Source organism: Phocaeicola intestinalis, assembly GCF_014837065.1.
GTDB lineage: Bacteria > Bacteroidota > Bacteroidia > Bacteroidales > Bacteroidaceae > Phocaeicola > Phocaeicola intestinalis.
Genome location: NZ_JACSPP010000019.1, coordinates 16968 through 42212 on the forward strand (window position 1 = coordinate 16968; position 25245 = coordinate 42212).

General features: G+C 48.2%; 22 protein-coding genes and 1 pseudogene. 5 read left to right on the plus strand and 18 right to left on the minus strand.

The features are described 5' to 3' along the window. Positions 1–5 precede the first annotated feature (5 nt). The 11 genes and pseudogenes from H9625_RS07875 to H9625_RS07925 form a co-directional block, all read right to left on the minus strand. A complete protein-coding gene (locus tag H9625_RS07875) occupies positions 6–356 on the minus strand; it encodes a hypothetical protein (protein ID WP_087210527.1) in 351 nt (116 codons plus the stop codon). 2 nt (positions 357–358) lie between these two features. Then, positions 359–1096: a nucleotidyltransferase family protein gene (locus H9625_RS07880; protein WP_087210578.1), complete on the minus strand. Its 738-nt coding sequence runs from the start codon at positions 1094–1096 to the stop codon at positions 359–361. Positions 1097–1106: 10 nt separating this feature from the next. Continuing rightward, the gene (locus tag H9625_RS07885) at positions 1107–2258 is read right to left on the minus strand and encodes a galactokinase (RefSeq protein WP_087210524.1); all 1152 of its coding nucleotides are present in this window, start codon (positions 2256–2258) and stop codon (positions 1107–1109) included. A gap of 11 nt (positions 2259–2269) precedes the next feature. Then, a pseudogene (locus H9625_RS07890) lies at positions 2270–2518 on the minus strand (protein CapI); the annotation flags it as partial. 420 nt (positions 2519–2938) lie between these two features. After that, entirely contained in the window at positions 2939–3796 is an 858-nt protein-coding gene (locus H9625_RS07895) for a hypothetical protein (RefSeq protein WP_191763792.1), read from the minus strand. Then, entirely contained in the window at positions 3783–4283 is a 501-nt protein-coding gene (locus H9625_RS07900; RefSeq protein WP_191763794.1) for a Panacea domain-containing protein, read from the minus strand. The genes H9625_RS07895 and H9625_RS07900 overlap by 14 nt, the downstream gene beginning before the upstream one ends. 99 nt (positions 4284–4382) lie before the next feature. Beyond that, positions 4383–5432 carry an SDR family NAD(P)-dependent oxidoreductase gene (locus tag H9625_RS07905; protein WP_191763823.1) on the minus strand — a complete coding sequence of 350 codons (1050 nt, stop codon included), beginning with the start codon at positions 5430–5432 and terminating at the stop codon, positions 4383–4385. A gap of 112 nt (positions 5433–5544) precedes the next feature. Continuing rightward, positions 5545–6855 (minus strand): UDP binding domain-containing protein, encoded by a 1311-nt coding sequence (locus tag H9625_RS07910; RefSeq protein WP_191763796.1) that lies wholly within the window; start codon positions 6853–6855, stop codon positions 5545–5547. A gap of 153 nt (positions 6856–7008) precedes the next feature. Continuing rightward, on the minus strand, positions 7009–7416 hold the full coding sequence (locus H9625_RS07915) for a hypothetical protein (RefSeq protein WP_191763798.1): 408 nt from the start codon (positions 7414–7416) through the stop codon (positions 7009–7011). 121 nt (positions 7417–7537) lie between these two features. Further along, positions 7538–7855, minus strand: a complete 318-nt coding sequence (locus H9625_RS07920; protein WP_013616155.1) for a hypothetical protein — start codon at positions 7853–7855, stop codon at positions 7538–7540. A gap of 107 nt (positions 7856–7962) precedes the next feature. Next, positions 7963–8376 carry a hypothetical protein gene (locus H9625_RS07925; RefSeq protein WP_191763800.1) on the minus strand — a complete coding sequence of 138 codons (414 nt, stop codon included), beginning with the start codon at positions 8374–8376 and terminating at the stop codon, positions 7963–7965. A gap of 486 nt (positions 8377–8862) precedes the next feature. On the opposite strand from H9625_RS07925, the gene H9625_RS07930 reads away from it, so the two are divergent. Further along, entirely contained in the window at positions 8863–9357 is a 495-nt protein-coding gene (locus H9625_RS07930; protein ID WP_022039714.1) for an HU family DNA-binding protein, read from the plus strand. A gap of 340 nt (positions 9358–9697) precedes the next feature. Beyond that, on the plus strand, positions 9698–10117 hold the full coding sequence (locus H9625_RS07935) for an N-acetylmuramoyl-L-alanine amidase (protein WP_022038857.1): 420 nt from the start codon (positions 9698–9700) through the stop codon (positions 10115–10117). A gap of 150 nt (positions 10118–10267) precedes the next feature. On the opposite strand, the gene H9625_RS07940 is transcribed toward H9625_RS07935, so the two are convergent. The 3 genes from H9625_RS07940 to H9625_RS07950 all read right to left on the minus strand — a co-directional run bounded on the left by H9625_RS07940 (position 10268) and on the right by H9625_RS07950 (position 14135). Continuing rightward, positions 10268–11146, minus strand: a complete 879-nt coding sequence (locus tag H9625_RS07940) for a tyrosine-type recombinase/integrase (RefSeq protein ID WP_191763802.1) — start codon at positions 11144–11146, stop codon at positions 10268–10270. Between the two features lie 99 nt (positions 11147–11245). After that, positions 11246–12754: a transcription termination/antitermination NusG family protein gene (locus H9625_RS07945; RefSeq protein WP_191763804.1), complete on the minus strand. Its 1509-nt coding sequence runs from the start codon at positions 12752–12754 to the stop codon at positions 11246–11248. 571 nt (positions 12755–13325) lie between these two features. Further along, on the minus strand, positions 13326–14135 hold the full coding sequence (locus H9625_RS07950) for a tyrosine-type recombinase/integrase (RefSeq protein ID WP_225226364.1): 810 nt from the start codon (positions 14133–14135) through the stop codon (positions 13326–13328). 93 nt (positions 14136–14228) lie between these two features. On the opposite strand from H9625_RS07950, the gene H9625_RS07955 reads away from it, so the two are divergent. Further along, positions 14229–14390, plus strand: a complete 162-nt coding sequence (locus H9625_RS07955) for a winged helix-turn-helix transcriptional regulator (RefSeq protein WP_225226365.1) — start codon at positions 14229–14231, stop codon at positions 14388–14390. 58 nt (positions 14391–14448) lie between these two features. Here H9625_RS07955 and H9625_RS07960 read toward each other — a convergent pair whose 3' ends face one another. Next, the gene (locus tag H9625_RS07960; protein ID WP_191763806.1) at positions 14449–15291 is read right to left on the minus strand and encodes an aldo/keto reductase; all 843 of its coding nucleotides are present in this window, start codon (positions 15289–15291) and stop codon (positions 14449–14451) included. A 368-nt stretch (positions 15292–15659) separates the two neighbouring features. Here H9625_RS07960 and H9625_RS07965 point away from each other — a divergent pair, with 368 nt between their 5' ends. Together H9625_RS07965 and H9625_RS07970 are read left to right on the plus strand one after the other, a co-directional pair. Then, positions 15660–16487: a helix-turn-helix domain-containing protein gene (locus tag H9625_RS07965; protein WP_191763808.1), complete on the plus strand. Its 828-nt coding sequence runs from the start codon at positions 15660–15662 to the stop codon at positions 16485–16487. Between the two features lie 109 nt (positions 16488–16596). Continuing rightward, complete coding sequence (locus tag H9625_RS07970) at positions 16597–20103, plus strand: DEAD/DEAH box helicase (RefSeq protein ID WP_191763810.1); 3507 nt, start codon at positions 16597–16599, stop codon at positions 20101–20103. Between the two features lie 132 nt (positions 20104–20235). Here the strand turns inward: H9625_RS07970 and H9625_RS07975 are convergent, their stop codons facing one another. From H9625_RS07975 to H9625_RS07985, 3 genes are all read right to left on the minus strand, one after another. After that, positions 20236–20430, minus strand: a complete 195-nt coding sequence (locus H9625_RS07975; RefSeq protein ID WP_191763811.1) for an Arm DNA-binding domain-containing protein — start codon at positions 20428–20430, stop codon at positions 20236–20238. 27 nt (positions 20431–20457) lie between these two features. Continuing rightward, positions 20458–21768: a SpoIID/LytB domain-containing protein gene (locus tag H9625_RS07980; protein WP_191763813.1), complete on the minus strand. Its 1311-nt coding sequence runs from the start codon at positions 21766–21768 to the stop codon at positions 20458–20460. 64 nt (positions 21769–21832) lie between these two features. Beyond that, a complete protein-coding gene (locus tag H9625_RS07985) occupies positions 21833–24178 on the minus strand; it encodes a DUF4922 domain-containing protein (RefSeq protein ID WP_191763815.1) in 2346 nt (781 codons plus the stop codon). Positions 24179–25245 lie beyond the last annotated feature (1067 nt).

Consider the following 25245-nt stretch of genomic DNA (forward strand, 5'->3'; position numbering starts at 1 on the left):
AACTATTAGTTTTTTGTTTTCGGAGCTTGTTTAGGGGCAATAACTAAATATTTTCTTTTTACCCGAAACGGTCTTTCTGACTTACTTCGATTGAATGACTGATGTACAGGAGTTATGTAAATAGTATCATCATTGCCATTTACAATTCTTACATGAGCACCATCCAACTCGTCACGCTTACACAATTGGCGAGTTGCTGGGCATAAGTATCCGAAATACCCGAATATATAATTAGTTTGGTCTATCCAATATTGAATAAAACTTCTGTCGTCCAACTCTTCTGAAGGCACATTCTGAACCCATACGTATTCTTCTTCTGGGTCTTTCAATGCTTTTAACAAATCACTTTTACACATAATTACTGGTTTTTATTATGATTCTTCCATTTTTCATAAGTTTCTCTATCCCCAATATCAATCCGCTCCCCCGGCATTACGTAAGCATGCATCGTAATTCGTTCCACTAAGTAATGTGCCAAATTACCCGGAGCATCAAATCCACAACCGTGATTCAAGCAATCCTTGATTAAAGGAAGGTCTTCTTTCTTATAAATATAAAAAGGTGGAACCGCCCATTGCGTTTTAGGCTGTTGCGGTTTCTCTTCCATGCTGAGTACTTTCATGTTATTGTCCACTTCGATAACGCCTGTACGGCGGAGTTTTTCTATATCTGGTTGACGGTGACACATGATGCAACTGGTTCCTTTTGTGTTTGCATAATCGACAAAACCTCTCAGGGAAAAATCAAGTAGGTTATCGGCAGCCACTACTAACATGTCATCTTGAATGTTGCATCGGTCGATTGCCAACAACAAATCGCGCACAGCCCCCAATCGGGTTTCATTGGTTTCCGTTCCGTCGTCTACCAAGGTAATAGGCTTTGCGTAATGTTGCTTATCCTTCCATTCCTCGAAAATGTGAAAAAACTTGTGGTTGGATACAATGATATGCTCATCAATATTGGAAATCGCATCGATGTCATCCAACAAACGGTTCAGAATGGTGCTACCGCCTATCGGCAATAAAGGCTTTGGAAAGTTACGTGTCAACTCCCCCAACCGGGTTGCATACCCGGCAGCTATAATTACATTTTTCATCACTCTTTCTTTATTTTTCGTTTTGTATGAATCTTGCCCCATTGTCGGGTTTCACAAAATAGACTTGGAATGTTTTTTCATATTCTGGGAATTGGGCAAGATAGCGTTTAGTCAATTCCGTCTGTATCTCTTTTTTGTATACAGGGTCTATCAAGGCAATGCATGCCCCTTTAAAGCCTGCGCCTGAAAAACGTCCGCCGTATACACCGGGAAGTTTCCGCATGATTTCATAAATAGCTATCAGTTCAGGTGAACCGCATTCATAATTATGGATGCTGCTTTCACAACTCTCCAAGCTCAATTTACCGAACAGTTTCAAATTACCTGTTTCCCAAGCTGTCACACCTTGACGTACCCTTCGGTATTCGCTATAGAAATGCTCGGCACGCTTGGCAAACCGTTCGGGCATGGCAATGCGAGTTTTCTCAAAAGTCGATTTCGGAATGTCACGTAGGAAAGTACGGTCGAATGACTTTAGCGGTTGACCGGTATATGCCAGCATATTCCATGCGGCAGTCTTGCATTCGTACACCCGAAGATTGTAATCGCTGTTCACCAAACTGCGGGTCAATCCGGAAAAGAAAATACCTATCTCAAAATTTGGCATATCCGGATAACGCTTGATGATACGGTATTCATCGCTGTCGCAATCTAAAAAGAGCAAACCATCCTTCTTACCCAAGACAATGCACGCTTGGTCAAGAATGCCGTTGTTCAGTCCGATATACTCGCGTTCTGCCTCGGAAGCGATTTTTACGACTTCGAAGGGTTGAAGTTCGATGTCGTTAGCTTTGGCGAATGCCATTACATACGCTACCAATACAGCTGCACTGGAAGAAAGACCGCCTACCGGCAACGAACCCTGAATGACACCTTCAACACCTTTTTGCAAGGCAAAACGCTTGCGGAGGGCATATTTAGCACCACGGGCATAATCGCCCCAATGGTGTTCTTTGATTTGAGAAGCCTGTGATATATCAAAATCCACTGTACCGTCAAAGGTCTTTGATTCCAAATGCACATGCCCGTCATCGGTAGGATTAAACCAAAAATCCACTCCCTTGTCAATAGCGAATCCGGTCACTAACCCGTGCTGATGGTCAACATGAGCACCTAACGGACATACACGATAAGGAGAAAAAATGTGATAAGAATAATTCATAAGAATAGAACTTAAAAATCAACATTAGCATACCATTCCGCAAACCTCCTCAACCCATCTCTCAACGACGTACTCGGCTTGAAGCCGAAGTCCGTTTCCAGTGGCGTAGTGTCAGCATATGTTACGGGTACATCCCCAGGCTGCATCGGCACCAGTTCCTTGTGTGCCTCAAAATCGTAATCGGTCGGAAGCACGCCGGCACGTACCAGTTCTTCTTGCAGGATAGTCACGAAATCGAGCAGGTTTTCGGAGTGATTGTTACATAAGTAAGTGTACAGAATTAACTTATACTATGGCACACAGATAACACTGATTTAACAGATGACCACAGATATTATTTTAAAAATAATCTGTGTAAATCAGTCTCATCTGTGTTATCTGTGTGCTATAAGATAATATTGGTAAGCACTCAATTCAGGGCATACCCCTTTGAAAGAGCACTTTTCAGTGCCCCAAACAGAGTTTTGTTAATAAATTAGTTTTGAATTTAACATTGACAGGTGGCCAAAGTGATTCTGCCAGGAACCGTGTTCACATAACCCCTGCATCCGTTAAAGATTTTTTTGAAAAAAGTTCCGATGAAATTCCATACGGATTATACCACAATAAGCAGCTGCCAATCGGAGAAAAGGCGTACATGGCAAAAGTAAACATTCTAATTATACAGATACCTCAACTTACTACACACTTTCCTCATCCGGATTAAAATCCCTATAAAACCGCTCTCTCCGCTCCTCTATGCCGTTTATTTCCTGATACATAAACTTACAGGCATAGTCATAGAAAGGTATGGCAGTTCCGCGTTCGTTTGAAGAGCGGAAGCCTAAAAAAGTCTCGTAATAATTGATTAACAGTTCATCCGGAGTCAAATCGGCTGCGAACAGAAAAAGATATTGGCAACCAATGAGTTTTTTGGCCTCACAAATCTTAGGCACAACGAAATGCCAAAAGATAACAGCACCTATTTTCTGCTGGAAATGAAATTCATCCCAAAGCATACGGCAAGCGTCATTAGCACAAAAGTGTACGATTTCAATGCCGGCAAAAGTCTTTCCTACACGCTTCAGGTGGTCGGTCGGCTCTTTTTCCAACTCTTCCAGCAACTGATTCTTTTTCGTTCGTGAAATCTTGGCTAAATCTTCTTTAACCAAGCCTTTTCTCGTTCGGATGCTTTCCAATATGGAATTGATAGTCTGCCTATCTTCTACCGTAGATGAAGAATCATTTTCCAATTCCACAAGGAAACGGAACAAACCGTTCAGCTTGCGTAATTGTTCTCCTTGGTCCAAACTGTCATACAGCATACCACATTTCAAGGAAAAATAGAAAAGGATGTTGCCGTCAGCGTCTTTTATAAGATAGTAAGCGATGTGGTTTGCTTCGTCTTCCGCATAAGCTGTGTCTTTCAGCGTGTGCTCCAAGCTCCCATTCCTCAGATTGCAGAAATTTTCCACTCCCCTCAGGTTGTCCGGATTCGAAGACAGGCGTTCGCACGTAAAGGAATCCAATATTCGTTTTTGTTCCTCAGTGATTTGCATAGCTGTCTGTCCGGTAGATGAATGGAACGACCTTATTATAAAGGAAACGGCGCTGTTTAACCCTTTCGGCATCTTTGCGTATATCGTCCGTCTGCATCAGTTCATGACCTTTCCCGTCTGCGTCAACCTTTTGCCGGGCTTGACGCCATGCGTATTCACCGTGCGTAATGCTGCTTAAACTCCAAGAATCTTTGGGAGCGTAAGTATCAAACACACTATCAAACACACACTTGTATTGTGCTTCTGCCAAATCCGATAACGGTTCATGCAAGGCATCTTCTTTGTAAAGCTGCCTGATAGGGAGCAATACCGGACCATATTTCCATGCCTCAAAACGTTCTTCGAAGATAGGCTGTCCGGTCTGGATAATGGACTCACGTTGCGTGAAATAAAGCAGCTTATGCAGCTTCATTTCATCAATCCGTTTGCCGAATTCCCGCTGATAGCGTTGGCAAATATAAGATGCAACCTTTACAACGTTTTCCATAATCCGTTTGTCTTATAAGTGCTGTTTTACAAAAATAGTCATTTCTTTTGTTTATCGCAAATTCCAAAGCGGAAAATCAACAAACAGGCGGATAATCGTTTAAAAACTAACTCCCGCATACCATTCCGCAAACTTCCGCAACCCGTCCCTTAACGAAGTGCTCGGCTTGAAGCCGAAATCCGTTTCCAATGGTGTAGTGTCAGCATATGTTACGGGTACATCACCCGGCTGCATCGGTACCAATTCTTTATGCGCCTCAAAATCATAATCCGTAGGAAGCACGCCCGCACGCACCAGTTCTTCTTGCAGGATGGTCACGAAATCCAATAGGTTTTCGGGGTGGTTGTTACCTATATTATATACTTTATACGGAGGGATGGGCAAACCGTCTTCACCGATTAAGCGTTCGGGAGCGTGCTGCATGACACGCACCACACCTTCTACGATGTCATCGATGTAAGTGAAGTCGCGCTTGCAGTTGCCGTAATTGAATATCTTGATGGTTTCGCCTTTCACCAACTTATTGGTAAAGCCAAAGTATGCCATATCAGGTCTTCCCGCTGGACCGTATACCGTGAAGAAACGTAAGCCTGTGCTCGGAATATTGTACAGTTTGCTGTAGGCATGAGCCATCAGTTCGTTGCTCTTCTTGGTAGCTGCATAGAGGCTGACGGGATTGTCCACCTTGTCATCTGTGCTGTAAGGCACTTTCTTGTTGCTGCCATACACGCTGCTACTGCTGGCGTAAACCAAGTGTTCCACTCCGGTTTGCCCGTTATCGTAACTATGGCGGCAAGCCTCTAAGAGGTTGTAAAAGCCTATCAAGTTGGATGATACGTAAGCATCGGGATTGGTGATGCTGTAACGCACACCGGCTTGGGCAGCCAAGTTCACTACCACTTGCGGCTTGTATTCTTGGAACAAATTGTCAATCGTCTGTTTATCAGAAATGTCACCTTTGATAAAGATAAACGATTTGTGACCGGATAGTTTCTTCAATCGTTCTTCCTTCAGCCGTACATCGTAATAATCGTTCATGTTGTCGATGCCGACTACTTGAATATCTGCAATTTCCTGAAGAAGACGCTGGGCGAGATTGGAACCGATAAAGCCGGCAACGCCCGTGACAAGCACAGTTTTGCCTGTCAAAACTACATTTGAAGTTAACATGATTGTATTGTTGATTAAGGAGTTAAAGAAGTTAGAGAGGTATATTCTAAAGATTCTTCATTCCTCATTCTTAATTCTTCATTTAAAAAGTTTAGTCTCTTCTGAATATATCCCTTGTATACACTTTCTCTTTCACATCATCCAGACAACTATCATATCGGTTGGCAATAATGGCTTGGCTTTGCGCTTTGAAAGCGTTCAAGTCATTCACCACCTTACTACCAAAGAACGTGCTTCCATCCTCTAAGGTCGGTTCGTAGATGATTACCTCCGCACCTTTGGCTTTTACCCGCTTCATCACGCCTTGGATGGCAGACTGACGGAAGTTGTCGCTGTTGGATTTCATCGTCAGACGATAAACACCTATCACACAATCGTGCTCACGGCGGGCATCGAAGCTGCTGTTCTCGCTGTAGTAACCTGCCTTCTGCAAGACTGCATCGGCTATGTAATCTTTGCGTGTACGATTACTCTCTACAATGGCTTGTATCAGGTTCTCAGGTACATCGGCATAGTTTGCCAATAGTTGCTTGGTGTCTTTGGGCAGGCAGTAGCCGCCATAGCCAAAGCTGGGATTGTTGTAATGCGTACCGATGCGAGGGTCAAGACCAACTCCTTCAATGATAGCTTTAGAGTCGAGACCTTTCACTTCGGCATAGGTGTCGAGTTCATTGAAGTAGCTTACGCGCAGGGCAAGGTAGGTATTGGCGAAAAGTTTCACGGCTTCGGCTTCTTTCATGCCCATGAAGAGCGTGTCGATATTCTCTTTTATCGCCCCTTCTTGCAGCAATCCGGCAAAGGTCTTTGCTGCTTCCTGCATCTTCTCTACATTGGTGACGGCTTGGATGGCTTCATTTTCCTCAGCGAACTCCGGACGGTCGATGATTTTGGGATAGCCTACGATGATGCGGCTGGGATAGAGGTTATCATACAACGCCTTGCTTTCTCTCAGGAACTCAGGAGAGAAGAGCAGGTTAAACTGTTTCACACCTTTGTTTGCATACTTCAAGTAGAGGTTTCTGGTGTAGCCAACAGGAATGGTGCTCTTGATGACCATCACGGCAGCGGGATTTACCTTCAAAACCAAATCAATCACTTCCTCCACATGACTGGTATCGAAATAATTCTTCACCGGATCGTAGTTCGTCGGGGCAGCGATGACTACAAAGTCTGCCTCAGCGTATGCTTTGGCTCCGTCTAAGGTAGCGGTCAGGTTCAGGTCTTTTTCCGCCAAGTATTTCTCAATGTATTCGTCTTGGATGGGCGACTTGTGTTGGTTGATCAAATCCACCTTTTCGGGTATCACGTCTACAGCCGTTACCTGATGGTGTTGTGCCAAGAGCGTGGCAATGGAAAGTCCTACGTAACCGGTTCCGGCTACGGCTATTTTCAAATCTTTCATATTAATAAGTTTGTGATTTATTTGAAACGTAGATTTCCGCAGATTAACGCGGATTTTACTTTATTCTTCTCTATGTTTAGTGTTTTCACAGATTAACGATCACCCAATATGAATGTGTTTTTTGACCGGTTGTCTTTGATGACTATAGGCTGGTTACCGTTGGAATTTCTCCCACACATCCAACACATACGGCACACCATAATCTTCGTATGCTTCTGTATGCTTTAACTTTTCCAATCCGTCTTTCAACCGTTGCAACTCTGCTGCTGGAAAATTCCCGTTTTTGATGCCATTGATGGTTGCCTCCATCATGTCTTGACAAACATAATCTGGACTGTACATATCATCAAAATAGTTGTAATGCTCGTCTTGTACGAAGTGGTGAGTGAGGCTTTCGAGCACTTCGAGTAGGATGGTTACGGCTTCGGCATAGTTGCCTTGAATTAACGATTCACGAACCACCTCCCGATAAGGTGAAAGCAGTCGTGCTATGGTATCGCAATCTTCATCTATGTTGCGTTCGCTGAATATGGCTTCGATTTTATTCTTTCCGTTTGTCATACATGTATGTTTTGAAAACGTTATCTATATCTATTTTTTAGGGATATATACTTCATCGGCAGTTGCAGTATATATTCAACTGCAGTTGCAGTATATATTCATCGGCGGTTGCAGTATATATTCATTTTTCGGGTGTACTATCCTGTATGTTCTGTTCTGCCTGCTGCGCGTTCGGGGCGATGAGGTTCTGACCGCCGTTGATGATGCAGACAAACTGGGGGTCTTCCCGTTCGTGGAGCTTGTCTATCTCATCGTGGTACTCCTTGGGCATTATCCAGCGGAGAAGGCACTTCACGTGCGAGAGGTCGGCATTGCGGTTTGCATTCAGGTATTCCTGAGCGGCGGCTATCTGCCTGAGATAAGGTATCTCAAAATGCTCTTCCCGGATGGATTCGATGACTGCTTCCGCTATTTTCTTTATGAACGCGCTTTTTTTCATCAGCCAAGAGTTTCAAGTGAAATGCCGGAAATGCGTAAAGTTTCCCGGTGACTTGTCCTCTTGGAATGAGTATCGGGTTCATGACAGGGCGGTCTTTTCAGACAGGTTCAGGGACGTTTCTTGGGACGGTTCATCCATGCGTCGTTGATGCGGGCACGGATGTTGTCGATGGTCTTGCCTTTTTCAAGCTTGGACGCGAAAGGCAGCAGGAGGCGGATGAAGCGTTCTTTCACCATTTCTTCGGGGAAGAGCCTGGGCTCTTGTTCCACCATCTCCACCACGACACGTGCCAGCTCGGTAGCCGACCGGCACTCGCCGATGAGGGAGAGATAACGGCCGAGGTTCTCCTTATTTATATATAGGGCAAGCTTCTGCGCTTCGGGAGGTTCCGTTTCCTGAGCGGACGTGTCGGGAAGCGGATGCTCCGGGAAGTAGCTGCCGTAGAAATTCTGCACGGCTTCCGTAGCGTTGGGGAGGATCTGGTTGTTTCCTCCGTTTATGTTTATGGTTATGTCGGACACGTGGGGTATATTTAGTAACAGGGACTAGGTACTAGGTAACTAGGTTTTAGTACCAGGGACTAGGTTACAGGTACTAGGTAACTAGGTTTTAAATACATTCAGTAAGACTATTCAGAACCTTGTCAACTAGTACCTTGTCAACTAGTCAACTGTATTCAGCTATTCAGGACCTCGTTACCTGGTACCTTGTTAACTAGTCAACTGAATAAAACCTTGTTAACTAGTCAACTGAATAAAACCTTGTCAACTAGTCAACTGTATTCAGAATAAATGATTTATCAATGGTTTGTCAACGCTTGTCAACCGAATTGATTTCGCCTTTCCGGTGCCGTATCTTTGCATTGTCAGAACGATGAAGCGCGCAACATCTGGTGAGTTTTTTAGTTCTTAAGTTCTTGAGTTTTTGAATTGCAAACTTAAAAACTAACAAACTTAAAAACTTACAAACTGACACTTAAGTTTAACCATTAAAAAACAGTTTAAAGTATGATTAATTACTCTACCTATTTATGGAGAAACCCGTTGGACGAAGAAGCAACTGAAATGGCATACGCCAAAAACCAAGTAACCAAAACGATGACTTTTGACGAGTTCGTGAAACACATCGCCGATCACAACGGGGTGTTTACCCGCGGTACGGTGAAAGGCGTGGTGAGTGATACGTGTGCCTGCCTGGTCGAGATGCTGCTGAACGGCTGCAAAGTGCAGTTCGGTGAACTGGGCACCTTTGGTATTTCCCTCACTTGTGAACCTGCTGTTTCGATGGAAGAATTTACTGCATCCAACATCAAGACGGTAAATATCGTGTTTACTCCCGGTGAGGACTTCGAAAACCTGCGCTCGCGTGCCGAATTTGCTCCGGTAGCAAGCCGCCTGGCACAGAAGGCTACGCTGAAGGCTGAAAAGTCGGGCGAAGCTACTGTGGACCTGGAAGCGGCGAAACGGAAGACTGCTTCTGTTCCGGAAGAACCCGGCGTGTGATTCTTTCCTTTCCCAGGTCTTTCTGAAACGCGGATTTCCGCAGATTAACTTTAACCTTGCAGGGCGGATAACGAATCTGCCCTGCAACAATAAATTGTCATGCGATTATTCATCCTTATTATTCATTTAACCACTAAACGTATGAAAACAAACTGGAAAAACATTTTGCTTTACATCGTCAAGTTCATTGAGTTGTTGATAACCGGTGCTGCCGGAGGAGCGATAGCCAGTATGTAGAAGTTGACAAGGTATCAGTTGACAAGGGAACAAGGTTCTGAATAGTTCATCTAAAACCTCGTCAACTTGTCAACTGGTTAACTCGTTACCTAAATATACACTTATGAGAACCATTACACTGATTATCGTGCACTGTTCTGCCAATAGGGCGGGCAGTGCCCTTCGGATGGCAGACATCGACAGCTACCACCGCTCGCTGGGCTGGATAGGCTGCGGTTACCATTACGTCATTCCCACGGACGGGACTATTGAACCGGGCAGGCCCGATGAAATGGTCGGGGCACATTGCAAGAACCATAACCGGCATTCGATTGGAGTCTGTTACATCGGCGGACTGTCTAAGGACGGAAAGCCTGCTGACACCCGAACGGATGCCCAACGCATTGCCTTGCGCAACCTGCTGGAACGGCTTCGCCGGAGATATCCCGACGCCCTGATTGTGGGACATAGGGACTTGGACCCGCAAAAGGTCTGTCCGTGCTTTGATGTGGCGAACGAGTATCATGACCTGCAACCTTGCTAAAGCTAATTTTCTCTGAAAATGACGGCAGTCGTCACGGTTTCCACCGGTAAACGTTGCTAAAACGGCTGAACCGTGAAAGCTGTCGTCATTAGGTTATTTTTCTTCTTTCTTAACTCTTCATTGGCTTACGCCGAATGTTGTTTCTTCATTTCACAAGATGTCGCTTATGCTTACGCTCTTCGTCATGCTCTCCCATGAATGCCTTGCGACTGTCAGGTTCAGCGGATAACCAAGCTCCATCATCTCGCCTAATTTCTTCAGGCTGTAATTGATGCGGTGCAGGAGGCTGTCATACTGTCTCCATTGTTCGCGCGGGTCTTTTGCCGTAATGATGGGGAAGAGTAGGGACGTGCCTTTCTGCCTGTAGCGGTCCGCAATCTCCTGCAGTGCCGGTTCCCAGGGAATGGAGATTTCCTTGCCGGTGACGTGCTGGCGATAGGTGAGCTGTCCGTTCTTGATATTCTTTCTCGTCAACCGGAAGATGTCATCGCTCCTCATGCCACGGGCATAGACTGTGAACAGGAAGATGTCGCGGGCGAAGACGGTCATCTCTGATTCACCGCCCAGGTCAAGGTCGCGCAGACGTTTCACTTCATCGAGCGTCAGTCCGTTTCGCTCTTTCTTGACACGGTAGCTCACGTCCATGCCCTCAAAGGGATTGCTGTCGGCAGCAAGACCGTCGTTTACGGCAAGTTTATAGACCCGCTTCAAATTCCGGATATAGAGGGAAATGGTATTGCGTCCCAGCTCCTGGTTCTTCAGCCACGTGTGGTAGTTGCGCATCAGCAGGGCGTCGAAGTCCTTGAAAGGCACTTCATTTTTGCCTAAATAGGTGATGAACTTCCTGAGATACTTTTTCAGTTTTATTGCCGCGTCATACCGCCCCTCGTCCCGCAGTTTCTCAACGCGGGAGTTGGCGTAGGCGATGAAGCCGAAACCTTCCAGCCCCTCAGCCCCTCTCCAATTCTCCCCATGAGGGGAGAGGGTTAAAGTTGCTGTCTGTACATTCTTCTGATTGTTGTTATCCACTTTCTACTATGATTTTTGTCTGTCTGTTACGTCCTTTAACTCCTAACGGAGCAAAGCGGAGTGATAACTCCTTTTAACTCCTTTAACTCCTTAAAAATATTAATTGTGCAGCCACACCGTCCGCAGGTACCTGCGCCATATGGCAAGGTGGTTGGTGGTGTTGATTTCCTTGCAGATGCGGACGCAGGTCTGTATCAGCTTGTCCTTTGCCGCATCCTTCTCCTGTGCTGAAGACCGGATAGCAAAGACATTCAACGTATTTTCACCGACCTTAAAGTCCTGTACGGCTTTTACGGCTGAATCCGCGTCCGTCAATACCTTATATAATGTAGGCGCATAGTTGCGGAAGGACTCGATGAGCTTTTCCCCTTCCACATTTGCCGTGCCGTCAGGAACGGCCTCCACCGTTCCCGCAACTAATTTCTCATTGGCTTTGCCTGCAGTCAGGAAATATTCCTGAAGGAAACCGTCCCAGTTGGCGAAGTAAGTAGATTCTTCCTTGTCTTTATCCTCCATCATGCCGATGTGGGCATAATAGGTAGTGGTGATTGTTTCGTCCTTTTGCAGGCTGGGCAGGTAGGCTTCTTCCTTTATGTCAACCTTGCGGATGATTTCCGTAAAATCCTTATGGTGGAATTCCACCCCGGTTTTGCCTTCTTCCATTTCCACACCCGCTGTCGGGGTAAGGAACGGGCGCAACGTCAGCTTGCTCCAGTTGGCTTTCACATACCCCGGATTGTCATGTTCGTAACGCACGAGGTTGATGACGAGTTCCGCCTCCGTGCCGGTCATCCGTGCCAGACGTTGGCTCAAAGCGGTGTCGCCATGTGCATGAAGTTCCTTGCAGAGCGATACCAGCGACGGCTTGACGACAAGACGGTCAATGATACCATAAAGCATCTGGAGCGTGCGTTCTCCATAGCCGCAAGCCTGCAGGATTCCGGCAAGCAGGTCCACGGCACGTCCTTTCTCCGTTCCGACGGAGAGCCTGTCTCCCTCCATGTTGTGCAGGCGGACTACGTGCAAGTCCCATGCCTTGGGGCAGGAAACCGTGAGCCAACTGCCCGGTTCAAAGCCCTGTACCTGAAACACCAGCCGTTTTCCATGGCGGAAACGGCAGATATAGCCCTCACAGCCCGCGAGCGGACCGTCAACGACACGTACTATCTCGTTCGGTTCGCCCGTTTTCGTGTTGAAGGCATAGTCCGAGTAAGGACGTTCCAGCACAATCACCTTGTCGGCATAGTTCTCGTTGTAGTCACGGAAAGCACGCATCTGGGATTCGGGAATGACACACATCCGTGTCCTTTCTCCTTTTTCCTTTTTACGTTCGTACTGTATGTCCGCATCCTTGGAGTGCTCTTTCATGAAACTCATCAGCGCATTCTGCGTGGCGAGTACGAACACGATGCCCGCAAACAGCGGTTTCTGCCTGTCGTCGCTGTCCTGATGCACATTCACCGTAGTGTGGGTCGGCGCATAGATCTCCAGGATGTTCTTGGTCTGTGCCTTTTGCTTTTCCAAAAGCTCCACCAGCTTACCCTCCTGATGGCGCTTGGTGCGCACCACATACCAACGGTAATCTACATGGTTAAGTTTGTCGGGCATAAGTTTTATTATTAGGAGTTAAAGGAGTTAGAAGAAGTTATCGCCCGCTGTAGCGGACTGAGGAGTTAGAAGTCAATACCATAAATTGTCAATCGTTAATTATCAATTGTCAATTGAAAAGTGCATTCTTCACGTTCCTCTCATGTCAATCGCATGATAGTTCCGAAGCACCTTATTTCAGGTATAACGGCGGTATTCTGGACGAACCTCAGCAGCAATGATCCACCGTTGTTATGTGACGAGAAGAACAAAGCGCGATGCGCTTTAACATTTTTGCTTCCATATCACAAGTGTTTAGTTCTCAATCTATTAAGTCTATTCTACACCCACCGCTTTACCATTGCTTTATAATATGAAGCGGTAAGTATGGCGCAAAGGTAATAAAAAGATTTAATACAGAACCATTTATCACCGGATTTTTTTTAAAGATTACAATTTTAGTCGAACAAATACAGCCGTTGTTTGACTAAAATTGGACTTGGTGCAAAATTATATACTGATAATCAATCGGTTGCAAAAATTCGCCGTTTCATATTATACAGTTCCGATATTTGTCGAACATTCCCGGCTTTCATTCACGCATGATTTTGCCTATCATTTTCCGGTTGGCTTTCACCACGTCCTCCGTGTCGATGGAGGAAAGATAGATTTGTGTGGTCTTCAGGTTTTCGTGGCCCAGCCCCTTGCTGATGACGGACAGGCTGGTGCCCATGTCACGCATCGTGCTTGCCCAGGTATGCCTCCCCGTATATGTCGTCAGGGATGTACGCAATCCGGCCATCGCGCCGATTTTCTTCAGGTAGTAGTTCACCTTATGCTCCATCCGCTCGTACTGCCGCCGTTCCGTGCCGTCCACCTTTATGATGATGGGCAAAAGGTAAGGGCTGTCTTTCGTCAGGTGGGCGTAGTTGTCCACAATGTCCTGCATGACGGATTCCCAACCGACGGTCAGCTTCTGTCCAGTCTTCTTGCGGCTGTAGTGCAGCTGCCCGTTTCGGATGTCGCCTTTCTTCAGGTAGGCAAGGTCCACGAACGAGATGCCCTGCAAATAAACGCTCAGCATGAACAGGTCACGTGCGAAGGCGACGACGGAGTCCTCGGGCAGACGGAGCAGCCTGATGGCACGCAGTGAACTTAACGGTATGGCTCGTTTGGCGGTCTTGGCGAACCCTGTGAACACGTGGCGGAAAATGTTTTTGTCGGTTGTCAGTCCGGCTTCGACGGCCTTGCGGTAGAGAGTGCGCAAGGTGCGCAGGTAGCACGACGAGGAGTTGCGCTTCACGCCCCGTCCTTTCAGCAGTTTTCCTCCATGGGGTTTTCCTCCATGCCGTAGTGGAGGATTGACAAAATAGGCAGAAGATTTGATGCATGCGCAAAGCAAGTTAGGACATGAAGTTGTTGCATTATATCCGAGTGGAATATCTAGGCTCGCGTCATCAACCAACAGTTGAAAGAACTGGAAAGTACGGCATGATTGGCGAAGACTATCTATCCCGGACTTCTACCCCATGTGGAATATTCCATCACGGAAGACGGGCGAAGCCTTATGCCCATTGTCCGGATGCTGGAACAATGGGAAAATGGCTTCCGCCCGAAGATGATACGGATATTGAAAGAAGAAGGTGACAAATTTTAATCTTGTACACTTATTCGTGTATCTTCTAAGTCCCTATTTCTTTTTACGTATCCATGTTTTACTTTCCGAAGCTCGTCAGCCACTTTACCGTCTCGGGGGCATAGTGCGAGAAGAACAGGCTTTCGCCCTTGTCTAATTTGCCAATAGCCTCCATATCCTCAGCAGAGAGGGAGAAGTCGAATACATTGAGGTTCTGCTCCATGCGCTCCTTGTGCGTGGACTTCGGGATGACTACCACGTCTCGCTGGATGAGGAAGCGCAGGGCGGTCTGTGCCACGGACTTGCCGTATTTCTCGCCGATGGCTTTCAGCACGGGATTGGTGAAGAAGTCGTTGCGCCCTTCGGCGAACGGCCCCCACGACATGATTTGCGTGCCGTACTCTTTCATGATTTCCTGCGGCTGGCGTTGTTGGTTGAACACATGCGTTTCCACTTGGTTCACCATCGGTTTGATGTCGCAGAACTCTGCCAAGTCGATGAAACGGTCGGGGTAGAAGTTCGATACGCCGATGGCACGGAGCTTGCCTGCCTTGTACGCTTCTTCCATGGCGCGGTAGGTGCCGTAGTAGTCGTTGAAAGGCTGATGGATGAGCAACAGGTCGATGTAGTCAGTTTGCAGCTTGCGGAGGGATTCGTCGATAGAAGCCTTTGCCTTCTCATACCCGGCGTTGGATATCCACACCTTTGTCACAAGAAACAGTTCCTCGCGCGGGATGCCACTCTTCTTCACCGCACGGCCCACGCCCTCCTCGTTGTAGTAAGCCTGGGCCGTGTCTATCATACGGTAGCCCACGCTCAGGGCATCCGACACGCAGCGTTCACACTCTTCAGGAGTTACCTGATATACACCATAACCTAAAATCGGCATTTCTACGCCGTTTGATAATTTGACTGTTTGCATAACTCGTTGTTTTTATGGGGTTATTATTATTTGATGTCTGCCATTAGGGCGGACTTGAGGGTATCAAAGGTCTGACCTTAGGCCATCAAAGGTCTGACCTTTGATAGGGTCATATCCGGGATAAGTTTAGATGCCGTTTTGCTTCAACCATTCACCCTGTTGCAGCTTCTTGATAACGCCGCCGACATAGTTCTCGCCCCGGCGCGAATAATAAACTATCAGTGCTTTGCTCATTGTCTTTTTCGTTTCTGATTACGGTGCAAAGTTACGCTGCTTTTACACGCTCTATGTTTCACAAAAGGTGCCTAATGTTTCACCAAAAGCACGAATTGTTTTGCACTCTCCGGATAATGCCCTAATTTTGTGGCATGGCAAAGGATAAAGAACTGAAAATCGTATATTCCACCCAGTTCCAACTGATAGGGTCGGTCAAGCTGCGGGGTTGGTGCGTGCACATGGTGTGCCTGCAAGGAGAAGGCTTCTTTACTTACGACGGCCGTCCGTTTCATGTGAAGAAGCATGACGCTGTGGTCATCAATGCGCCTCAGCAAGTGCATGTAGTCGGCCAGAGTGACGATTTGAAAGTGGAAGTTCTGGCAGCCCCGCATGATTTCCTCTCCAACCAGCTTCCGGCGAATAATTATGGTATAGGAGGCAGTATCAGCCTGTACGACAACCCTGTCATCCCCTTATCGGAAGAGGATGCGGAGACGTTGGTGCGCGACATACACCATATCCGCGACCGCATCGCCGATACCGGCCATCTGTTTTACCGCGAGCTGATAGGCGGACTGGCCCTTCCGCTGATTTATGACCTGTTTTATTTCCACGCCAAGAACCGTACCCCGATATTTGCCACGGACAGGAGCATGTATGTCGTGAAGGAACTGATGGCGTTGCTGGAAAGCGGACGCAGCAAGAAATACCGGGAAGTCGCTTATTATGCCGAACAGCTGAACGTAACCGTCAAATACCTCTCCAATACCGTAAAGCGGCAGACGGGCAAGAGCGTCACTTATTACATCGACCGCTACACTGTCCCGATGATAAAGGAATATCTCAACAATCCCGACCTTTCCATCGTACAGATTGCAGAAGAAATGAACTTCACGACGCTCTCTTATTTCAGCCGGTACGTGACCAAACATCTGGGCATGTCGCCGAAGGCTTACCGGGAATCATTGATGCCGCGGTAAACATGGATGGGATATAGCCGGGTTTATCAAGCCTTAAGTTCGTATTTTCTATAATTTGTCCTACGAAAAAGTTATCTTTGCAACAAAAAAATTATACCACGATTCATATATGGCACAACAGTTTGGCAATACATGGTGGGGCAACGAATGGTTGCGTTCGCTGACCCACATTGATTATGAGAACCGCATCCCCCGCGGCGCACGGTATGCCCGCAATGGCTCCGTCCGTGAAATACAGTTGCAAGATAATGTCATCAGCGCCAAGGTGCAAGGCAGCCGTCCGCGGCCTTACCGCGTTAAAATCATCGTCCCGAAGTTTTCCGCCGGACAGGTGGACAAGCTGATGAACCGGCTGATAGCCCGACCGGGCATCATCTCCGGCCTCCTCAACCGGGAATTGGACCCGGAGGTGCTGGACATCGCCCGCTCCTGCGGCTTGAAGATATTCCCCGAACGGTGGGATGACTTGGAGATGGATTGCAGTTGTCCCGATTGGGCGGTGCCTTGCAAACATCTGGCAGCCGTGGTCTATATGTTCAGCCGGGAGATTGACAACAATCCTTTCATTGTGTTCCAAATGCACGGGTTCGACCTTCTGAAAGAATTGAAGAAACGGGGCATTGAAGTGGACAACGTGCGGCAGGAGGTGGAAGTGCCCGCCTTGAAAGACCTCGTGACGACCCTGCCTGCTAAAGATGCAGGAACGGAAGTCCCGGCATTCCGCCGCATCGACTTCTCCAAGCTGGCCGACCGGTCTGATGCCCTGCTGATGCTTCTGCCGGACAAGCCGCCTTTTGCAACCCAAGGTAATTTCAAGGAAGGATATGTGGCGGAATTGCGCCGTGTGAGAAAGAACGTGCAGCGTTTCTTCACCGGGAAGCTGGGGAGGGAAGAAATGTTTTCTGTCGCATCTTCCAAACTGCCGGAAAGTATCGGTGTAGACGATACGATAAGCCTTTGCTTTGATTATCGGTATGACTGGACGATAGAAGGAAAGGTTGCCTACAACGAGCGCACGTTGCCTCATGCCTTGCTGCATATCAATCCCGATTTCTTGCCCGATTATCATCCGACGGTCATTGTCCTATACCAAACTCTTTTCTGTGCGCTGCACCTGTTGGACAAGGGAGCGGTGGCTCCACAGTTGCTCCGATTGTCGGACAAGAAATACCTGGTGCGTTGGATGCCCGCCTACATCGATGCGCAAGCCAAAGAACTGGTGGAGGCACTCGAAGGACTCGTTCCGGCTTCGCTCGTCAAGGTGAAATCTACTGCACGTTCCGCAGCAAAACCCGTGGAGCATCCGGCGGAGTGGCTGGTATCGTATTTCCTCGGGACGTTGGTCAAATACTTGTCGGGCAGTTGCGACCGTATGCCGCTCCTCCCGTTCTTCTTCAAGGGAGAACACATGCCCTTCGACGGAGTGGGCGAAAAAGAAACACCCGGCGGCATCCGCTCGTGGACGGCTTCCTATACCCTGACGGCATCGGACTACCGCCCGGTGTTCAGCGTGAAAGAGAGTCGCCGGGGAGGCTTCGACCTGCATATCGGCGTGGAGGACAAGCGAAAACCGGAGCCGCAGACTGTATCCCTATGCGAAGTGCTGGATTCGCCGGAATACGACCGTGAGCGACTGCGCATCCTGAGGAGTTTTACGCTCATCTCCGGGCTGGTGAAAGAAGTGGGGAGCTATATCAACGCCGGTGCGAAAAAGCCTGTCCATTATACTGCTGCATCGTTTGTGCCTTTCCTGCTGCAAGTCATCCCTGCCGTACGGATGCTCGACATCAAGGTATTCATGCCTAAATCATTGGGACAACTCATCCGTCCCAAGGCATCACTTTCCATCAAACGGAAAGCCGGTTCGGACAAAGGCTTTCTCAGTCTGGCAGACCTCTTTGCCTTCGATTGGGAAGTCGCATTGGGCAAAGAGCTTGTTCCTTTGGAAGAATTTATGAAACTGATGGAGAAGGCCGACGGGCTTATCAAGTTCAAGCAACGCTATATCTATGCCGATGCGGAAACCTTGCAAAAGCTGCAAGCCGCCATGGCGCAGGGCGAAAAGCTGACTCCCGCCCAAATCCTGCAAGCTGCCCTGACGGGAGAATACGAATCGGCACCGGTGCATCTGACCGACGAGGTCCGCCAATTGATGGACGAACTGACGCGGCAGGAGCATATTCCACTCCCCACCGGATTGAACGCTACGCTGCGCCCTTACCAGGAACGCGGCTTCTCGTGGATGTACCGCAACAGCCGCATCGGTTTCGGCTCTATCCTGGCGGATGACATGGGATTGGGAAAGACCTTGCAGGCCATCACCCTGATGCTGAAATTGAAAGAGGAAGGCGCATTGGAGCAGGGACGTATATTAGTGGTGGTACCCACCGGCTTGCTCACCAACTGGCAGGCGGAAATCAGCCGTTTCGCCCCGTCGCTTACCTTCTTTGTCTATCACGGGACAGGACGAAGCCTGAAGCAGTTTGATGCCGACATCCTGCTCACCACCTACGGCGTGTTGCGCTCGGACAATGCCAAACTGAAGAAATTGCCGTGGACGCTGATGTTCATTGACGAAGCGCAAAACATCAAGAACCAGGACACCGCACAGAGCAAGGCCGTGCGCGGCATTCCCGCCACGACACATATCGCCCTCAGCGGCACACCCGTAGAGAACCGCCTCACCGAGTTCTGGAGCATCATGGAGTATGCCAACAAAGGCTACTTGGATACGCCGAAAGCCTTTAGGGAGAAGTTTGTCAACCCCATCCAACTCTACAACGACGGCGATTGCGCCGCCCGCTTCCGCAAGTTGACCGCTCCCTTCATGATGCGCCGGATGAAGACCGACAAGAGCATCATCTCCGACCTGCCGGACAAGATAGAACTGGACGATTATGCCGCACTCACTTCGGAGCAGGCCGCCCTCTACCACCGCACGCTCGAAGCAGCCATGGCGGAAATCGAGGGGCTCGATACCACCGACCACGAATCCCTTTTCAAGCGTCAGGGACTTATCCTGCAAATGATTCTTGCCCTGAAACAAATCTGCAACCACCCGGCGCAGTTCCTCAAGAACGGCGATGCCCGCATGGAGTTGTCCGGCAAGGCGGAGATGCTGTTGGACCGCTTGGAAGGGATTGTAGCAAATGGCGAAAAAGTGCTTGTGTTCACCCAGTTCCGCGAGATGGGCGACTTGTTGGTGCGCTTCATCGAAGAACGGTTGGGACAACGCCCCTTGTTCTACCACGGCGGATGCAGTGTAAAGCAACGTCAGGAAATGGTGGAGCGTTTCCAGAACCTTCGGAGCGACAAGATTTTCATCCTCTCGCTCAAGGCTGCCGGGACGGGACTGAACCTCACCGCTGCCTCACACGTCATCCACTACGACCTGTGGTGGAATCCGGCTGTGGAAGCCCAAGCTACCGACCGCGCCTACCGCATCGGGCAGCAACGGAACGTCATGGTGCATCGTTTCATCACCAAAGACACTTTTGAGGAACGCATCAACGACATGATCCAGCAGAAGAAACACTTGGCGGATATGACCGTGGCAAGCGGCGAAAGCTGGATAGGCAAGCTGAGCAACAAGGAATTGCGGGACATCTTCGGGTAAGTGTGATAATAAACGGAGTTGGCAAGAGCCGCAGCATGTAAGGATGTACACTTACATACTGCGGCTCTTTTGTGTATCACAACAACAGATACCAATCCTTATTTCAATAGCGGAAGCTGCTCCAGCATGTTCTTAATGCGGATGGCTGTGCGGGGGCATAGGTTCATCTGGTGCCTTGGTTTCCACAGAGCTCTCCCGCACGAGATAGAGTTTCAAAAATTCATAGTGTATCTTTCTCTCGTGGTAAATATCAAGATAGATGGACTTGTTCCCGCTTTCCAATTCAAAGTAACATATAAAGTGAAAATAAAGCCAAAATAGAACCAAATTCGGAAATAGGATTGTTTGTCTTATTTAATACAGTTTTCTTACCTCCGCATTCCTGTAATAATGTAGCAGGATATCGTTGTAGCTGAAACCCTCTTCGCCCATCACGGCTGCCCCTATCTGGCACAAGCCTACACCGTGTCCCCATCCTGCACCGGTCAGTTGGAACCAGGCGGGTACCCCGTCGGTGGTTTCTCCTTTGTCTACTACGAAAGCAGAACTGAACAGGTGGGTAGGCGAGAGCGTGCGACGTATTTCCAGTTCTTTACCAATAATCAGCGTCTTTTCCGAACCTACGATTTTCAGTTTGCAGATACGTCCCGACTTGCCGCGTTCTATGGGGATGAGGTCGAGGATTTTCCCGTAATCGTACTTGGTTTTCGAGTGAATCAGTTCAGCCAGTTCGGCTTGGGTGTAACGCACTTTCCAGCGGTAGAAGTCGGTGGTTTCCTGGTCGTAATTGTTCAGTATCTGCCGGATGATGTTCTTGTCGTGTGTATGGCAAAAACTATCCGGTTCAGAGCGTATCCATTTTTCAGCTTCTTCTTCACAGGTCAGGTCGGGTAAGGACGTTTCTCCGGCTGCATCACGCACGGCATGCAGGTAGGGGTATTGCCTGTTTTCCCAGCAGGTGCCGAATTCTTCGGTCGCTCCTCCGCAACATTTCGAGAAGCGGGCATCGCAGATGGCGTTTTTATACATTAATACTTGTCCGCGTGTGGCTTTCACCGCTTCTTCCACCCTCCGGCTGGATGCTTTGGTGATGCCCTGATAACGCTGGCAATGGTCGTCGGCGCATACGTCGAAGATGGTATGGTCTTCGCGGTCGTACCAGCGGATGTATTCGGTTTCGGTTTTGATGAATGGAAAGAATCCGTTGTCTTTTTTGCTCAGTGCTTTCCGCTTTTCTATTTGTGCCAATAGCCAGCTTCGGGAGATGACGGCGTGTGCTTTAAGAAATTCGGTCGAAGAGGTGGTGTTCATTTCCGAAGAGATGACGCTGATGAGATACTCTTCGGCTGGGAGGATATTGATGGCGGTTATGCCTCCTTCATCCACCACCAGTTTCAGCATGCCGGTAAAACGCTGGGTTTCCTGTCGTTCCCAATGAAAATTGATGCCGATGGTTACGTCGTACAGGGAGAATGACGCATCGTCTTCCAGTGGGGTAAAGGTCAGCTCGCGGTACACGTTACCGTTCCACAAGATGCCTCCTTCGTCGAAGCATACGGTTTGTTCTCCGTCTACGCTTTCACCTTTGGCAAGGTAACGTCTGTTGAGGTTGAAATGTATTTGGGGGGCATTGAGGATGCCCACGCTTATTTCGGGTTCTTTCATTGTTGTGCTTTTTTTAGTTGACTCGTCACTTTTGTTACTTCGTTCTTGTCTTTTGGTTACTGAGTCATAAACTTACTTCATCGTATATCTCTTTTATCTCTTCCGCGGTCAGACTTTCGAAGTCTTCTTTCCGGGGGGTTACTATCAGTCCCGCCATGTCAAGGGCGCCGGGGCTTACAAGGCGTTGCTCACCCCCATATGCCGTATAGCAGGACGGACGGTGCTTATCACGTGGGAGATACGCTACGGTGAACCCTCTTTTCGGGTCATTCCAAGCAAACAGGTTGTAACGTGGTTCGTCTTCGTCCGGGTGCGATGGCAACGTGTGCAGATAAGCATCTATCAAATCTGCATCTGATACAGGGGCAGAGTCGGACACGAATGCCTCGATGGGGCAGAGGTATCCGTTGATGCGGTATTCCTGACATGTTCCCCCGCCGGGTAAAGTGGCTTGTCCTGTAAGGGTGGCGGTTTCCATCAGCCGGTCCCACTGCATGATGAGCGGTATGTCTTGCATACGTGCTGCCTGAAAATGGAAATGGTCGGGAGCTGATGCGCCGCATTTGGCTCCGTTGTAGAACAAAGCATACCCCGATGCGAAGTGTCTCTCCAGCCAGTCGGTCAGTTTGCCTGGCAGCTGGCGTCCGGTTTTTCCCGCAAGGGTTTGGGGCTGGTGCCGTTCGCTGGAAACAGTGAGGTGGGCAGGCAGGATGGGATAAGGATTGATGCGAAGCTGGAAAGTCTCATCCAGTATGATGGGGATGCAGTCTTGCTCGACGGGCTTGTGTGTGTCGCAAAGAAAGCACGGGCGTGCCGCAATGCTTGTCTTATCCAGCCGGGCACAGGTCGAGACCGCGCGGGCGGGATTGAACTGGACAAATACCGTATTTTCCCCGATGCACAGGCGGCGGGTCTGGATGTGGCAGAGTGCTTCATGATTTGTGCGGGCCAGTGCCCAGTGGGCCAGCTGGTGCTTCAGGAAATGTTCGCCGGGTGTTTCTTTTTCTGGAGTCATAAGGGCACGGCGGCAGGAAAGCTCCAGTGTGCGCAGGCTGTCTTTATAAGCATTGTTGCGGTTTACTTTCTCGATGCTCAGGTTGGCATCCGAGTTTCCATCCCAGCGGCGGCACAGGTAAAGTACGTCGTAGATACGCCCGATAGGGTATTGGCGCGAGAATGCCAGTCCCAGTGCATAGTCTTCTCCATAGCTTACGTTGGGTATGCCTATCTGGCGCAGCAAGGGGGTGTAGAAAGCACGCGGTGCTCCCAACCCGTTGATACGGAGGGCGTTGTTGTGCCCGTTGGCATCGGTCCACTCGCGGTGGTCTATTACGCCGGGCGGCAAGCCCTGCAGTTTAAAGTCGGTCATGCGGTAGGAACCGATGACCATAGCGCATTGTCCTGCATGGAATTTGTCGATAATAGCCTGTAAGGTGCCGGGCGTACTATACAGGTCGTCGCTGTCCAGTTGGACGGCAAACCGTCCGCATCGTGCATCGCGTATGGCCAAGTCCCAGCATCCACCGATACCCAAGTCGGTGCGTTCGGGGATGATGTGGACTACTTTCTTTTCTCCGGCATACTGGCGGATGACTTCGGTTGTTCCGTCGGTAGAATGATTGTCTACGATTATCAGGTTGTAATCGAATGTCGTTTCTTGTGCCAATGCGGAACGGATGGCATCGTCGATGGTCCGCACGCGGTTGCGCACGGGGATGATGACCGATGCTTCACAGGGAAACGAGCCTTTCTGCAAATCGATATTCCGCTTCGGCGGAGGCAGGTATGCTCCTGTCTTTTTCAGGTATCGGGTAAAGACGGCTTCCCGTTCCAATTGTACGTCCCGGTTACGCGGGTCGACGTAATCGAATTGTTTTTCGCCCGAATGACGTGTATCTGTTTCGGTTTCTGTATAAAGATATTCGCTGATATGAGTCAGGGAGTACTTGCGCGACAATGCCAGCCGGAGGGCGTAGCTTGCCGAATGGGTATACGCAGGCTCTACACTGATTTCGGCTGTAGCTTGTCTGAAGGCTTCGGTGCGGTACATCACAAGCGAGCCGAAGTCGAAGTCATCCCGTACACTTCCCGGCTGGTAATCGATGACCGGATGTGGGTATATTCCTTCTTTGGTCTCTTCGTAACGGTCGGCATATACCATGCCGCACTCAGGAGCAGACAAGTAATCTGCCATACGCTCCAAAGCTCTGTACCCTAGCCGGATGTGATGCCTGGTGCGGCATATTAGAGTATAGGGGGTGTGACTTTGGGCAGCTATAAGCCGGCAGGTATCGGTATTGTCTTGCAGGGAGATTGTCTGTATCTTTGCGTCTGGAAGCCCTTCAATGATATCACCAGGTGTTGCCCCTCCGCAACAGGCGACGAAGCAAGTTATGTCTTTGTTTGTCATAATCAGTGGTTTGTCTTAGATGAATGTCCGCATGGTATAATTATGTTCCTCCCTCTCTCCTCTGCAAAGGTAAGAAATCTTTTCCATGTGGCAATGGATTTGGGATGGGTGGGTGTGAAAATCTGTTAACAGAAGATGTTTTTTTTGAAATTGACCTTGAAAATCAGCGATATATAAAGCGTTTTTGTGTTTTGCTTATTTCCCAAAATGACATTCGTTTTAATAATCTTAATGAACGAGTGTGATTGTAAGGATTGTAATTGTAATCAATTCAGGAAAACTTACACTTACAATCCTTACAATTACATTTATCGGTTTTACGTTTTCGGGGCAGAGAGAAAAGTCTGTATAAAATTTATATATATAAATATATAATATATATATTTATATATATACATATTAATGTAATTTTTTTTCTTCTTTTTGCTCACTTTCATAAACGGTAATTGTAAGGATTGTAACTGTAAGTTTTGCTGGTGCAACTATAAGGAATACATCATGCATCTATATGCAAAGCCCGGTATATATAGCTTCGCGCGCCTGTGCAAATAGTTGCATTTCAGCGGTTTAAGTATAACTTGCCAAAAAAAATAATTGCCGATTGTCAAATTTCCATTGTCCATTGCCTAATATCCATTGCCAATTGAAAAATTTTTCGTATCTTTGTGGAGTGAATCCTCCCTCACTATTCCCCTCTCCATACCGACATACGTGCCGAGACGGTGTATGTTTGACAGAGGGGGTCTCTGCGCAAGACAACAACGACCTACCTTGAAAGCAGGTCGTCTCTGAGATAAGGTAGTTTCAAACCACCCTATCCCGCAGGATGACCTTACTTGAATTAAGGTCATGGGGAAGACGATATGAGTTGAAACCATGCCGTGCGCAGGGGTGTCGTTTCAACCTATACCCCTCTTGCATCCATTTTGTGAAAATAAATTAGCACATTGCCTATTATTCATTGGCACATTAAAATATCTGGTGAGAAAATGTACAATTTCATACCGCGCTTATTTTTCTTCCGGAAGTCTTAATTTGTAGTGTGAATTTCTGTATTCTGCTTTTTT

Coding starts and splice junctions, on each gene's coding strand:
- H9625_RS07875 (WP_087210527.1), bottom strand. CDS start 356: ATGTGTAAAAGTGATTTGTTAAAAGCATTGAAAGACCCAGAAGAAGAA.
- H9625_RS07880 (WP_087210578.1), bottom strand. CDS start 1,096: ATGAAAAATGTAATTATAGCTGCCGGGTATGCAACCCGGTTGGGGGAG.
- H9625_RS07885 (WP_087210524.1), bottom strand. CDS start 2,258: ATGAATTATTCTTATCACATTTTTTCTCCTTATCGTGTATGTCCGTTA.
- H9625_RS07895 (WP_191763792.1), bottom strand. CDS start 3,796: ATGCAAATCACTGAGGAACAAAAACGAATATTGGATTCCTTTACGTGC.
- H9625_RS07900 (WP_191763794.1), bottom strand. CDS start 4,283: ATGGAAAACGTTGTAAAGGTTGCATCTTATATTTGCCAACGCTATCAG.
- H9625_RS07910 (WP_191763796.1), bottom strand. CDS start 6,855: ATGAAAGATTTGAAAATAGCCGTAGCCGGAACCGGTTACGTAGGACTT.
- H9625_RS07915 (WP_191763798.1), bottom strand. CDS start 7,416: ATGACAAACGGAAAGAATAAAATCGAAGCCATATTCAGCGAACGCAAC.
- H9625_RS07920 (WP_013616155.1), bottom strand. CDS start 7,855: ATGAAAAAAAGCGCGTTCATAAAGAAAATAGCGGAAGCAGTCATCGAA.
- H9625_RS07930 (WP_022039714.1), top strand. CDS start 8,863: ATGATTAATTACTCTACCTATTTATGGAGAAACCCGTTGGACGAAGAA.
- H9625_RS07935 (WP_022038857.1), top strand. CDS start 9,698: ATGAGAACCATTACACTGATTATCGTGCACTGTTCTGCCAATAGGGCG.
- H9625_RS07945 (WP_191763804.1), bottom strand. CDS start 12,754: ATGCCCGACAAACTTAACCATGTAGATTACCGTTGGTATGTGGTGCGC.
- H9625_RS07960 (WP_191763806.1), bottom strand. CDS start 15,291: ATGCAAACAGTCAAATTATCAAACGGCGTAGAAATGCCGATTTTAGGT.
- H9625_RS07965 (WP_191763808.1), top strand. CDS start 15,660: ATGGCAAAGGATAAAGAACTGAAAATCGTATATTCCACCCAGTTCCAA.
- H9625_RS07970 (WP_191763810.1), top strand. CDS start 16,597: ATGGCACAACAGTTTGGCAATACATGGTGGGGCAACGAATGGTTGCGT.
- H9625_RS07980 (WP_191763813.1), bottom strand. CDS start 21,768: ATGAAAGAACCCGAAATAAGCGTGGGCATCCTCAATGCCCCCCAAATA.
- H9625_RS07985 (WP_191763815.1), bottom strand. CDS start 24,178: ATGACAAACAAAGACATAACTTGCTTCGTCGCCTGTTGCGGAGGGGCA.